Here is a 14,091-nt window from a genome sequence, read left to right as displayed (position 1 = left end):
TGCGCTAATTTCTATAGGGTAAAACCCAGTTGTAATGCTTCCATGATACCGGCGTTTCCGCCAGGTTAATTGTTGAATCTATAAAAAGACGGGAGCGTTCTCCATTGAGGGATACATAGACCTCTCCATATACTCCCGGGTTAACGAGCCCGCGTGCTTCGAATACTTTTGCCAGGTGATGTGCATACTTCAGGATCAGGTCCGGTTGTGTACACATCATCTTCTCCTGCAGGGGTGTTAAAAATTCTGCGTTGTTCACCTCTATGGAATGATCTTTATCCTTAACGGTGAAGTAAGCAGACCCTGCTTTCTCCATCAACATCACACGCCAGGAGAAACGGTAACCTTCTTCATGCCAGAAAAGGTGACCGGGATATAATAAAAACCTTAAGGGAATAACCAGTTGCAGGAATATATAGATCCCTGCCGCGATGGATAAATTATATTTAAAATGATATGGCGTATCATTAAAGCTATGATCGTAGAACGGAAAGAACCGTTGCAGTTTTTCATGGAATGCGCCGGAGAAAAATACCAGGCTGCAGGAGATCATCACATACGGGAACATGCCAATACCGGGGAAAAAGATAGCAGTGGCAACGTGAAAGATCACAACTACCGCATAAGCGTATGGGCGGGCCTTCCTGTTTAATAAAAAGAACACAATAAAGAGGTCATATACAGCACCGAACCAGGAGAAGAGATAGGCCACCCATGTTTCATACATATAGGCGCCTACAATGGGCAAATGTGTTTTGGCCGGCAGCCATGTGCGCATAGGCTGGGCATCCAGCAACCAGTCAGGGTTTAGTTTCGCCAGACCGGCGAAGATATATACCACCGCCATCTGAAAACGGATGATACCGATGGTCCATGCAGGTACCAGTTTCCTTCTTTTTTCAGGCTTTAGTAATACATCCAGGGAATAATCCCTGTTTGCAGGAAGCCAGATCATCAGGAAGGCCACCAGGCTGATAAAATAGTAATGGTTGAGATAGGTGGTTACATCCAGCAGTTCCACATAAGTAAAACCTATAAAGAAGATGATGGCAGCTACCCTGTAGAAAAGCCCCAGCGTAATAAGCAGGGTGCATATAATGATGGCCAGAAAAAGCAGGTGCATGCCTAAGTCCCCCAAAGGACGCACCCACTCAAAACCCATATAGGTAAAATGAAAACCGGGGGTAACATAAACGGAGGTGATCCATCCCCGGTACCAGAAACGGACCAGGCTTAAGAACATTAATAAACCGAATACGATCCTAAACGTGATCAATGGAGCAATGGAAACGGGCAACCTCAAGGCTGCTCCGCTTAACATGCCTTTGAAAGAAAATGACTCCCCTGCTTTAGTCCCCATCATTATCTACAAAAGTGATTTGAACTGCAGTGGCGGAAGCCAGGTCCGTTTTTATCAGGGTAAGCAGTTTTTGGATTTCTTTATAAGCAGCTTCCACAACAGCTGTTTGTGTGGTAAGGGATGTTGACAAAGGGTCCGGGATCGCACTCAGCTTTGTGGACACGAGATCGAACTGTGCGAGGATATCGTTGTTCAACGTTGTTTTACCAAGTGCAACCAGGTAATCGGAAAGACCTTTTCCGTTGCCACCGCCGTTGTATGTTTTCTTCAGGGCGTTGATATTTTCTACAGCCAGTGCTACTGAATTATTCGTAAAATATGCTTCTACCTTGGTGGCAAACACGGTTCCGTTGGACTGTTTGCCAAAGGGCCAGCCAATGCGGGGGCCTTTAAGCAGGTCCATCTGGTAGGCAATCTGGTTCACCATATTACCGATAGGGCTGCCTACATTGGTTTTCGTATTGCTGATAAAGTCCGCACGGTAAGTACCCCAGCTGGTAACCACACCGTCTACAAGACCTTTTAAGCGGGCCAGCACATCCTTTACATACTTTACTCGAGCTGCGGTGTTAGTGCCAAATTTAGCAATGGCATTCGGGCCGAAACAGAGATAGTTCAGGGCCGGGAATCCTTGTGAATAAAAGGAAGCTCTGCTCATGGTGGCAAGATTGTAGGTACCCGTGCTGATATTGTTTTCAATGCTCACACTATCTATGGAAAAACCGGTGAGCTGGCCTGCCGTATTAAAGTTATAGTCCAGGCTGCCGGAGAAGTTCGCGAAGATATCCAGCAGTACGGTTTCCGCAGGGCCAAAATGAAAAGATGTGATCCTTTCATACTGTAACTGTGCATCTGTATAGGCAGTTTTCAGCGTTGCCTGTGTTGCAATGGTGGGTGCAGCAAGAAATGCATCAGAGGCAGCCTGCAATACCTGTAATTTCTGCTGCAGGGCAGTGTAACCCGGGATAATGAGATTGTCCGCATAATTGGTCAGCATGGCCGTTTTATCAAAGGCATTGGGTGTTTCTCCTCCTTTGTCTGAGGACTTGCTGCAGGCGCAGAATACCGTAACAGCTAAAACAAAAACGATTTTTTTCACTTGGCCTGATTTAAACATTCATTAAAAAGGAAAAGGAACTCCCTGCATAGCTGCTGAGAGTTCCTGGCATTATGCCATATTTTGCTACCCGGACTCCTAGAGGCCGTAAGTAGTTTTAATTATATTCTGCGCTTGTTTCAGATCCGTAAAACCGGCCTGGTTTACAAGTGCATAAAAGTCTTTGTTCATGATACCTTCCAGGATCGCAAAGTTCGCAGCAGACAATTTGCTGTTAGATGGTCTGTATTTAAACGTTTTAATAAATCCGAAACCTTCAGACAGCGCATGGAACTGTGTAGCGGGATTACCTACAGCACTTGATGCGGTAGGAGCTGTAACATATTCCAAAGCGGCGGCGGCGGCGAGTTGTTCCCATTTAGCCAGGATGATATCAGCCTGTGCATTGCGCACATTCACATCATATCCGCCGATGGCAGCACGGCCTTTCAGGAAAGCGCCGAAGATGATGCCACCAGCCTGGATGCCTCTGCCCCTTTCACGGAGGTAACCACCCCAATGTAAAGGCCTGTTTGGATCCGTGTTAGCATAAGCCAGAGAAGAATCGTAGTTAACCGGTACAGCCAGGTAACCAAATGCTTCGTCCCATAACAGTTGTGCTGCAGCAGTGTCTGTAGCAGACTTTGCTTTTGCGGCAGTCAGCGCATCTACTGCTTTTTTGAAGAGGAAACCACTGAAAGTACCTTTCAGGAAGGTCTGGCCATATTCCATACCTCTCGGCCCTACAATGATCTTACCGGTGTTGCGGGGAAGAAAACCGCCTGTACCTGCTACCGCGGGTGTACCAGTATTATAGATCAATACGCTGTCTGCAAATAATTTATATAAAGTAGCGTCTGTGGTAAAATCTTTAATATTAACGCCGGATGTATTCAGGCTCGCATCTGCGAATGGGTTATTGGTATTAGCCCACATGTTGTTCACTTTCGCCTGGTCCAAAGGCACAGTGGTAAGACCGGTATTGGCTGTTTTCAGATAAGTATCCAGTTCCAGCAGCATCTTTACGCGCTGTGTGGATTTTGTATAATTCGCGTTGGCAAATGAATAAGTGGTTGGAACCGTATATGGTCTTACAGGTGTTCCTGCATCATCATCCTTACAGGAAGATACGGTGGCTGCTGCTCCTAAAAGTAATACGACTGCGTACAGTTTGTTTCTCATTCCCTATTTTTTCACAAAGGTATCGTGTACCCTACGCGGCATGTTTATGTAATCGGGAAATTCTGAAAACACCGATAATTTTCCGTTTTCGACATGCCCTGCCTGCTGAATTTACAATCCTATGATATAAAATGTATGCATTCCTAACTTTAGAAAAAACACAGAATCAGCTACAGTAAAGGTTTTGGAGGACCCTATCTTTGAACATTACACAAATAAAAAAAGAACGCCATTGCATACAAACTGGTTTTGTACACATGGCATTCACCACAAAGATGAAGCGTGATTCTAAAGAAATTCTAAAGCCTGCTTTTTTTACAGCAGTATTTCGTGATCGTATACGTAATTTTACGACCATGGGGTTGCCCGTAAAAAGATGAATTCTAAAGAAATTCTAAAGAATTATGAAGCTATTACTTATAGAAGATGAGCCTTTATTGCTGGATGAGATGGACAATTACCTGACAGAACAGGGATACCGTTGTGAAAAGGCCATTAATTATAAGGAAGGGGAAGAAAAGATCACCTTATATGAATATGATGTGGTGGTATTGGATATTACCCTGCCGGGAGGGAACGGGCTTGCTTTGCTAAAATTACTGAAAGACCAGTTTAAAGATGCCGGCGTACTGATCATTTCCGCCAAGGATTCCCTTTCGGATAAAGTGGCCGGTTTAGGATTGGGGGCAGATGACTATATCACCAAACCCTTCCACCTGGAAGAACTCAATGCACGCATCAATGCCCTGATGAGAAGAAAATCTTTCAGTGGCAATAACCGGATGAAAATAGATCTGCTGATGATCGACACTGCCGCCCAGGAAGTACACTGGAAAGATCAGATCATTTCCCTCACTAAAAAAGAATACGAACTGTTGCTCTATTTTATTGTGAATAAAAACCGTGTGGTAAGCAAACAATCTATTGCAGAACATTTATGGGGAGACCATTATGACATGGCAGACAATTACGACACTGTATATGTACACACGATGAACCTGCGCAGAAAGATCACCGCACATAGCGGCACTGATTACATCAAAACAGTATACGGCATGGGGTATAAATTCATGGCACCATGAAATTACTACACAGAACAACGCGGGACTTCCTGCTGGCCACCATTGTTATCCTGCTGATCACCGGCGCCGGCTTATATCTTTTCCTGCAGGAAGAGGTAACGGCCGAAATGAATGAACAGCTGGCCTTACAGGCTGCAACAATAAGCAGGCAGCTGGAAGAAGGGAAAGATGCCCATTATCTTTTCACTGAGATCACCAAAACAACAGATCCTGTACGCCTGCAACCGGTATATGGAGATACCTTGCTGTTTGATCCTATCCAGAAAGTAACGGAAGATTATCATTACCTGGATATTGTTAAGAACATCCGCGGAGAAAACTATCACATTAAAGTAATGACCACCTATATCGGATGGAATGAATACTTCAAAATGATCTTTACCGCGCTGCTGGGCACTACGCTCCTGCTGGCCATTTCCAGTGTATTGATCACCTATTTTTCCAGCAGGAAAATATGGAAACCTTTTTTCCTGAACCTGGAAAGCATCAAGAACTTTTCCGTTACCAATGATGAAGCATTAAAGTTATACGACTCCCCTATCAAAGAATTCAAAGAAATGCAGCATACACTATTTGATATGACCCAGCGCAGTCACAGGGAGTATAATGCACTGCGGGAGTTTACAGAGAATGCTTCTCACGAGATACAAACACCACTTGGCATTATTCAATCCAAGCTGGACAGGATCAGCCAGTTGAATGTGAGTGAAGAAATGTCGCGGCATATTACGCAGGCAAAATCAGGGGTAGACAGGTTGAAGCGGATGAACAAGAACCTGTTGTTATTAGCTAAACTGGACAATAATACTTTTGCGGATAAACAGATGATATGGTTTGATGAAGTGATCAGGCAGCACCTGGAAACGATGGAAGAACTGTTTACGGTGAAAGAAGTAGCGGCATCCACGCATATCGGTCGTACATCGGTATTATCGAATCCTTACTTATGCGAGATCCTTGTATCCAATCTTATATCCAATGCATTGCGGTATACAGAAGAAGGCGGGTTGATCAATATCTCTCTTTCCACAGATCAGTTCCAGATCTCCAATACCGGTGCGGAACTGGATTTCCCTGCAGAGTTTTTGTTTGACCGGTTCAGGAAAAGCACGAAGCATGTACAATCTACAGGTTTGGGGTTGGCCATTGTACAACAGATCTGCCAGTTGAATGGCTGGAAGGTTAAGTATCATTATGCTGATCAGCAGCATGTGTTCACGGTTCTTTTTTAAAAGAACACCGGCAGCCTTTTGCCGCCGGTGTATAACAATCAGACCCTCAGAAAGCACTCACCTCTGCAAAAAAGGTAATATTGGTATTGCCATGCGTTGCAGTTACCGTTACCCTAAAATATCTCACATTGAATGTTTGCGTAAAAAATACAGGCTGCCTGGCATTGATAGCCAGCAGCTGATAGGTACCGGCTGCCTGCCAGGTTGTACCATCTGTACTTGCTTCCACTACCACTGTTTTAGGCGCACCGCTGGGGGCATTCTGACGGGCAGTGAGATAAAGGCCGGACAACGTTTGCGTGGCTTTCATATCTATGGCGATATGATGCGGCAACGGTGGTTCTCCCCCATCCCATTGGGTATGCCAGAAGGTATTCAGCAAACCATCCAGTGCAAAGATCGCGCGGCCGTTGTTGGGGCCTTCTCCGTTTGCTTCCTCCGAATCCACGTGTAGAATGGTCCAGGCACTGCGGTTTATTTCCGGGTATACAGGTGGTGTAACCTTTACTACAAAATAAGTAATGGCCTTTGCCTGGTTGAGGGCAAAACCATCTGCAGCCTCCAGCCTAACAGGGATCATGTAATTATGTCCTTCCTGGATCAGTTTGGCATTGATGGTAAAGCTGATGTTATCGCTGATGGTGGTGCCTTTTTTGATAACGGTCTGTGCTTTTGCAAATGAGAAGATATTGTCCGGTATCTTTTCAAATGCGGGTTGCCCTGCATTTACGCGGGCAGTATTGATGGAATCCCATTTGGTATAATCCAGTGCAAAACGCACATTGATATCCCGGGGTGCGGTTAAGTAACCGGTACCGGCAAAAAAAGCATTCACATCAAAAGCATAGGCACTATCCGATTGCAATGGTGCCCTGCGGTTCACTGTGATATCCGTAAAAGCACTACTGATGGCTTGTGACATGTAAACACGTACGTCGCCATCTTTCTTGCTGAAAGCGGTATCCTTTTTACAGGCAATGATACCGCCCAGGAGTATGTATAGGAATAATCTGTTCATTGTTTCAGTTTTAGACTTTACCATCCCTGGTTCTGTGGCAGCAGAGCAGGATTCAAGGTTAATTCATTGGTAGGGAGCGGGAACAGGTACATTTTATCGTTCCAGGTCCTGGCGGCGATATTAGGATATACCCGGATGTAGAAGTTCGCATCTACCTGTACATTGCTTACCTGGTTGGTAGGGTATTGTGCCCTGAGTGCAGGTGTGAGCTTCATGCCCAGGATGGTTTCCGCGTTATTGATGAGGTTACCGGCTTTCCAGCGCAGCAGGTCATCAAAGCGGAAGCCCTCTCCTACTAACTCAATCCTTCTTTCTCTCCTGATCTCATCCAGCAATACCGGCAATGTGGGAAAGATAGATTGTGGATCTTTTACCAGCGTAGCAATCACCATATTGGCCATACCTACACGTTCCCTGATCTTGTTGATGGTTTTATCTATCACAGCCTGGTCAGCTTCTCCGAGTTCTGCTTTGGCTTCTGCATAGATGAGCAGTGTTTCAGCATATCTGAAAATGAACAAGTCTAAAGTAGATTGGTTGGCATTCCATTGCGCAGGATCAGGGCTGTAATTCTTCACTGCAGCATATCCTGTAACCACTCCCGGGATACGGGGCAGTGTCATTTCATCACGGGTGCCGTTAGGATTGTTGGTAAAAGAGAACCCGCGGGTAGCTACGATCTGTGAAAAACGCGGATCGCGGTCTATCATTTCTTTATCCAGTGTTTCATCTCCCTGGTACAATGGGCTGAGTGCAGTAGGTACTCCATTTTTATCCAGGAAAGAACGTACAAAGTTTTTGGTCAGCGCAGGCCATACATCTGAGATCTGGCGGGTGAGGTTATGCATGCTCACATCTTTGATGTAGCGCATGGCCAGGATTGTTTCTTTATTGCCTCTCAGTTCTTCCTGGATGAACAGGTTGTAGTAATCCTTTTGCGGATTACCGGTTTTATAGATACTGTAACGGCCGCTGTTGATCAGTGTTTCTGATGCCGTAACCGCTTCCCGGAGGTAAGTTTGTTCATCCCCGAGTGCCTGGTATTTGCGGAAAGTACCTTCCCAGAGGCAGATCCTTGCTTTCAGGGCTAAGGCTACATCTTTGGTTATCCTCCCGGCGAATTGCGTATTGGTGGCTTCCGCTGCATTGGCTACTGCAAAGTTCAGATCAGCCAGTACGGAATCCATTACCTGTTTGTGCGGCTGGCGTGGTCCGAATAATATAGCAGTGGAAGTATCTGTAAGGTCTGTGTTGATCCAGGGCACTGCACCATATCTTTTTACTTTATCCCAGTAGAACAAAGCTCTGAAAAAGCGGCCTTCTGCCGCGTAATTGTTCTTCAGTGCAGCATCCATTTCTGCGCGGTTATAACGTTGCAGGAAATAGTTCACATAACGGATATTGGCCCAGCCGGCATAACTCCAGTTATCGTCTGTGGCAGGTACCACATATTCACCTGCCAGGAAAGTATTGCGGTTGCCTTGTGCAAAGTTGTCTGAATTGGCTTCGTTGTTGCCGCGTTGAACGGGCAGCGCATCATAAAAACGATTGAGGTATAATTTCAGGTCGTTTTCATTTTTGAAATATGTGGGATCACTGATAGCATCCTGCGGAAACCTGTCCAGGAAATCTTCCTTTTTGCAGGCACCCAGCAGCAGGATCAGTGCGAATATATATAAAGCGTGTATCGTCCTCATAATTAACAAATTTGATGTAACAGAATTATAAGCCTACCTGAAGGCCAAAAGACCAGGCACGGCTTAAAGGATACGTTTGGCCACCCAGTAATTCGGGATCAAAAGCTTTGTGCAGTTTAGTGATCTCAAACAGGTTCTGCCCTGTTACATACACTCTTACACGGGCAATCTTTGCTCTTGATAACAGCGACTGTGGCAGGGAATACCCGAGGGTTACCTGTTTTAAGCGTGCGTAGGCCGCATTCTGTTTATATTTTGTTTGTGTTTCCTGATCGTACCAGGCGCCTATTTTGTTCACAGGGTAATAAGCATTCCTGTTCTCAGGCGTCCATGTATCCAGGTTGTGTTTTAATGGTACGGACCATTCATCCACCAGGCCCCAGAAGTAAGCGCCGCCTAACCAGTAGTCGCGCTTCATGGTTCCCTGGAAGAATACCGTGGCATCAAAGCCTTTGTAATCTGCGCCGATGTTCAGCCCAAACTGGTAACGGGGAGTGGTATTACCAATGATACGTTTGTCTCCGGGATTTGTAGTGGTGTTATCGCCTGCGTTAATTACGCCGTTCCCGTCCAGATCTACGTAACGGATATCGCCCGGCAGCCAGTCTCCGCCCCAGATCTCTTTTTGAGAAGCGGATTTACTTACTTCATCTGCAGACTGGAAAAATCCCGCTGTTGTGTATCCCCAAACTTCGCCCAGTGTATGGCCTACGTAGAAAGGATCTGTTATTAGGCCTTTTGGATTAGTTGCATATTTCGTAACCTTAGAAATATTGTCAGATAAATTAAAGGCGATATTATAATTAAAATCCTTCGAAATGTTATCGCGCCAGGTGAGGTTCAGTTCCCATCCTTTTGTTTGCACATCCGCAGAGTTTGAGGTTGGCGGGGTAGCTCCCAGGATACCCGGCTGAGCAGCAGAAGCGCGAAGCACATCTTTCACCGTTCTCACATAACGGTCAAATACCAGTCCCAGCCTGTTCTTCAGGAAAGACGCATCCACACCTATGTTCACAGTGGTCACTTTCTCCCAGGTAAATCCGGGATTTACCAGTGCAGGTGCTCCAACATAAGGACTGGTGAGGTTATCGTTAAACACATAAGCCGTTTGACCTATCGGCATCGTGGCAATGTATGGATAGTTAGATTCGGTGAACTGGTTTCCTAATGAGCCATAAGATCCCCTGATCTTGAGATCATTCACGATATTGCTCACAGGAGCAAAGAACTTCTCCTGGGACACACGCCAACCGGCAGATACAGATGGTGTGAATAAATACCTGTTACCTCTGCGGAAACGGGATGTACCATCGTAACGGCCATTCACTTCCAGCAGATATTTATCTGCATAGATATAATTTAACCGAAAGAATGAACCACTTACTGCCCATTCTGATTGCGCGGCCGTCAATGCAGGGTTCTTATCGTTGTTGGGAACGAGGCTGGGCAGGGTTGGATCTACGAGGTTCTTTGCCGTTACGCCGAAACTCCTGTTCTGTTTCAATTCTTCGTTATACCCCACCATTGCTTTCAGGTAATGTTTGCCGCCGAAAGTGTTCTCATACTCCGCATAGGAATTGAGGGCATAATAACTATCGCTGCTATTGGTCTGAAACAGACGGCTGGGGGTTGTCCAGGGATAAGTTCCCAGTAATGCCCCATTTGCACCGTATTCACTGAATGCTTTATAGTGTTGTGTCTTATTATAGAAGTATCCGTTCCAGGTATAATCTGTTACGATGCGCACATTCTTAATAGGTTTGATCACGAAACCGCCTGTTAACCACACATCGTTGATATCGTATTTCTGGCGGCCATTCAGTTTCATCAGCGCCACCATATTGGTATAGTTACCCTGGCCGGAGAAATTACCGTCCGGATGCCTTACGGGCATTAATGGTGTAAGGTCCGTTGGCAGGAAAGACCAGTTTTGTGATGAAGCATCATTGAACTGGGTACCGTTAGGCGTATTTAAGGTAGAGTGGTTCAGGCTGGCTTTAAAATTAAGGTCCAGCCAGCTGGTGGTTTTATTCGTTAGCCTTAAAGAGGCATTATAACGTTTGTATTGCTGATCTGCTTCTCTCAGCAAGCCTTCCTGGTTAAAGTATCCCAGGCTGGCAGCATAAGTAGTTTTTCCTTCACCGCCGGCAAGGGAAATATTATGTTGCTGTTGTGGCTGATAACCAGGATACAGTACATCTATCCAGTCTGTGTTACCTACATACCGGTATCGGTTTGGCCTGTCCGGGTCAACATATACATCTGAATTATTGGCGGGGTCTGCCAGGAATTTTGCAGCAAGGATGGAATCCTGATCTGTATAATTATAACTGTTGCCGCCAGCTCTGCGCACGGCATCGCGGAACATATTGATATATGCGGAACCACTGAGATAATCAGGCATACGTGTAGGCCTGCTGATGGTATAATTACCGGAATAGCTCACATTCAGTTTGCCTTGTTTACCACTTTTAGTGGTGATGAGGATCACACCGTAAGCAGCCCGGCCACCATAGATAGCAGCAGAGGCAGCATCTTTCAATACCGTAACATTTTCCACATCATCGGGGTTGATCAGGTTAGGGTCCATTACCACACCATCCACCAACACCAAAGGTGAAGCTGACCCAAAACCTGTTATAGCTCCTCTTAAATTAAAACTCGCCCCCTGACCCGGTGCACCATTATTCAAATTGACATTCAATCCCGGCAACGTTCCCTGCAACCCCTGCGCGAGGTTAGTCAACGGCCGGCTCTCCAGTGTTTTAGCAGAAACCGTTGCCACAGCCCCTGTAAGGTTCGCTGCTTTCTGTGTACCATAACCCACTACCACTACTTCATTTAAAGATGTGTTATCTGCTTCCAGCACAACGGTCATATTGGTGGAAGCCTGCATTTCTTTCACGGCGAAGCCGATATATTTAAATACGATAGTAGAGGTATCACTTTTTACGGAGAGAGAAAAAGAACCATCCTCCCTGGTAACCGTACCATTGCTGGAACCTTTTTCCCAGAGGCTCACGCCAATAAGCGGCTGGCCGGATGCATCTGTTACTTTTCCCCTTGCCACCGTCTGCGCTTTATTGGCAGTATAAGTGATCACTACCAGGTTATCGTCCACCAGTTTATAACTGAGGCTGGTATTTTTCAGGATCTGGTGCAGTGTTTCCGTCCATGCCTTCTCTTTTACGGCAACATCTACCAATGCTGCATCCTGCAGCATTTCATCGTTGTACACAAAGTGAATGGATGTTTGCTTCTCAATTGCCTTGAGCGCTTTTTTGAGGGAGCTCTGTTTCAGGTTAAGTGAAACCTTTTCCTGCGCCCGCCCGATAAGGGCAAAAGATTGCATGGAACACATACAGATAATAATGGCAGTCATTTTCATCATGAGCAGGAGCTTGACAAGTGGAATGACAGGTACTCCGGGCCTGGATGCCGGTCCTAGTCTGATTTTTTTCATACTTTTGGTGTTAGGTTGTGTGAAAAATGGCTTTCCCTGCCCTTAAAATCAGGGGATAAGCCTTTAACGTTAGCATTGCCTAAGGGGGAGGATGTTCCGAGCATTCTCCTTCCTTTTTTGATCTTAGTTGATAGTTTTACTCATCATATATAAACGTGAAATTGGTTCAGCGATCATTTCATTAGTGCACATACACCGTGTCGTTCTCCTGCCTGTAGGTTAGTTTTCCCGTTGCCTGTAGCGCGTTCAGCACCTTTACCAGCGACTTCTTTCCGAATACTCCTGTAAAGCTGGTGTTATATAAATTTTCGTTCTCTACTATAACGGTTATATTATACCACTTCTCCAGTTTGGATGCCACCTTGCCAAACTCCTCCCCGTCAAACACCAGTTTGCCTTCTTTCCATGCAGCATCCAGCAGTGTACTGTCCAATGGGTCCACGCGGATCTTGCTGAGTAATAAAAGGGGGGCTTCGGGCGTATCCAGGCTGTCCACTATGCGCCGGGTGATCAATGGGCTGGTACTGACCCTGTTGTGTACGCTCAGTTTTTCGCCGGGTTTCAGTTGAATGGTATTACCGGGCTGATCGTCCAGCGTGATCGCTACGGACCCGCTGACTAAAGTGGTTTCTATGTTTTCTTCATCCGGGTAAGATCGCAGGTTGAAAACAGTGCCCAGCACTTTTACTTTCAAACCTCCGGCCTGGATGGTAAATGGCTTGTCCTGGTCCTTAGCTACTTTAAAATAGGCTTCCCCTATCAATTGTACATTCCGTGCAGATTGATTAAAATCATTGTCGTAAACGATCTTACTATTGGCGTTCAGCCATACTTCCGTTCCATCAGGTAAGGTAAGATAGGATTGAGACCCTTTGGGTGTTTTCACTTCCCGGCTGGCTACCTCGCTTTTCTTTGCGGGAATTGCAGACCATAACCACCAGCCACCCAGCATCAATGTAATTAATACGGAAGCAGCCATTAAAAGGTTTCTTCTAAGGCGGCGGGGCGGCTGTTCTTCCAGGGTATTTTCCCCGAAATGGCCGGCTATCTGCATTTTTGTAAAATGGGCAGTATAAGCCTGCAAGGCCTCAGACTGGTCTTCTTCCTCCGTTTCCTTCTGTTCGGGAAAGATCTGTAAATACAATATCCACAGCCTTTCATCTTCAAGAATAAGCTGCTGCAGCTCGGCCTTTTCAGGTTCGCTAACACTTCCGGACAAGGTCCTGCTTACTAAATAATAAAAGCGTTCCTCCTGCATGATCACTAATAAGACAAGATCGGGGGAAGAACTCCCCAATTGAACCGAAAGTTTTTTTAGAGGGTACTGCTGCGGTAGGATTTAAACACATCCGCCAGGCGGCGCATGGCAATATTAAGGTGGCGATCTACCGTATTTTCGGAGATCTCCATAATGGCGGCCACTTCTTTATAGGTAAAGCTTTCTTCTCTTACCAGCTTGTAGACCATCTGGCATTTGGGGGGTAAAGCCCGGATGGCTTTCGCAAAATCGTTCTTTAATTCCCTGCTGATGGTTACCTGCTCCGGTGTGAGATAGGACACAAATGTTCCAGGGGCAATATTATCAATATCCCAGGTGGTGTAGTTGCGGTTCTTAACGAGGTAGTTGATGGCGGCATTCTTAACAGCCGTAAAGAGATAGACTTTCAGGTTATGTACACCAAGCAGGCCTTCCTTCATGGTCCATACTTTCAGCATAGCGTCGGATACGATCTCTTCCGCTACTTCATTCTGCCGGACATAGGTATCCGTAAACCGCACCAAACCTTTGTAGAAATGGAGGAATAGCTGTTTATAAGCCCCTTCATTGCGGAAAATGGCTATTTGTTCCTGAAGTAAAGTAATATCCATGTAAGGGGACCTCGCCCTGTTAACGTTAGCTCAATGCATAGTTACTAAGATAGGCGGAAACGGACTAAGCTTTTTTTGCCTATTTGCTAGCT

General features: G+C 45.8%; 10 protein-coding genes. 2 read left to right on the top strand and 8 right to left on the bottom strand.

From position 1 onward, the window contains the following. Positions 1-4: 4 nt before the first annotated feature. From BUR42_RS01775 to BUR42_RS01765, 3 genes are all read right to left on the bottom strand, one after another. Positions 5-1,363 carry an HTTM domain-containing protein gene (locus BUR42_RS01775; protein ID WP_200798199.1) on the bottom strand — a complete coding sequence of 453 codons (1,359 nt, stop codon included), beginning with the start codon at positions 1,361-1,363 and terminating at the stop codon, positions 5-7. Next, on the bottom strand, positions 1,350-2,459 hold the full coding sequence (locus BUR42_RS01770; protein WP_159442194.1) for an imelysin family protein: 1,110 nt from the start codon (positions 2,457-2,459) through the stop codon (positions 1,350-1,352). The genes BUR42_RS01775 and BUR42_RS01770 overlap by 14 nt, the downstream gene beginning before the upstream one ends. A gap of 96 nt (positions 2,460-2,555) precedes the next feature. Beyond that, positions 2,556-3,638, bottom strand: a complete 1,083-nt coding sequence (locus BUR42_RS01765) for a DUF4856 domain-containing protein (RefSeq protein WP_074237452.1) — start codon at positions 3,636-3,638, stop codon at positions 2,556-2,558. Between the two features lie 404 nt (positions 3,639-4,042). Here BUR42_RS01765 and BUR42_RS01760 point away from each other — a divergent pair, with 404 nt between their 5' ends. Next, positions 4,043-4,720, top strand: coding sequence for a response regulator transcription factor (locus tag BUR42_RS01760; protein ID WP_074237451.1), 678 nt, complete (start codon positions 4,043-4,045; stop codon positions 4,718-4,720). Beyond that, positions 4,717-5,952, top strand: coding sequence for a sensor histidine kinase (locus BUR42_RS01755; protein WP_074237450.1), 1,236 nt, complete (start codon positions 4,717-4,719; stop codon positions 5,950-5,952). The genes BUR42_RS01760 and BUR42_RS01755 overlap by 4 nt, the downstream gene beginning before the upstream one ends. Positions 5,953-5,998: 46 nt before the next feature. Here BUR42_RS01755 and BUR42_RS01750 read toward each other — a convergent pair whose 3' ends face one another. From BUR42_RS01750 to BUR42_RS01725, 5 genes are all read right to left on the bottom strand, one after another. Beyond that, positions 5,999-6,970, bottom strand: coding sequence for a discoidin domain-containing protein (locus BUR42_RS01750; protein ID WP_159442193.1), 972 nt, complete (start codon positions 6,968-6,970; stop codon positions 5,999-6,001). A 17-nt stretch (positions 6,971-6,987) separates the two neighbouring features. Next, positions 6,988-8,667, bottom strand: a complete 1,680-nt coding sequence (locus tag BUR42_RS01745) for a RagB/SusD family nutrient uptake outer membrane protein (protein WP_074237448.1) — start codon at positions 8,665-8,667, stop codon at positions 6,988-6,990. A 25-nt stretch (positions 8,668-8,692) separates the two neighbouring features. Continuing rightward, positions 8,693-12,130 (bottom strand): TonB-dependent receptor, encoded by a 3,438-nt coding sequence (locus BUR42_RS01740; protein WP_084185285.1) that lies wholly within the window; start codon positions 12,128-12,130, stop codon positions 8,693-8,695. A gap of 181 nt (positions 12,131-12,311) precedes the next feature. Beyond that, positions 12,312-13,388 (bottom strand): FecR family protein, encoded by a 1,077-nt coding sequence (locus BUR42_RS01730; RefSeq protein ID WP_074237447.1) that lies wholly within the window; start codon positions 13,386-13,388, stop codon positions 12,312-12,314. Between the two features lie 56 nt (positions 13,389-13,444). Next, the gene (locus tag BUR42_RS01725; protein ID WP_074237446.1) at positions 13,445-13,999 is read right to left on the bottom strand and encodes an RNA polymerase sigma-70 factor; all 555 of its coding nucleotides are present in this window, start codon (positions 13,997-13,999) and stop codon (positions 13,445-13,447) included. Between the last annotated feature and the right edge of the window lie 92 nt (positions 14,000-14,091).

This window comes from Chitinophaga niabensis (assembly GCF_900129465.1).
Taxonomy (GTDB): Bacteria; Bacteroidota; Bacteroidia; order Chitinophagales; family Chitinophagaceae; genus Chitinophaga; species Chitinophaga niabensis.
Note: the sequence above shows the minus strand (reverse complement) of the source record. Positions and strands in the feature narration are given on the sequence as shown.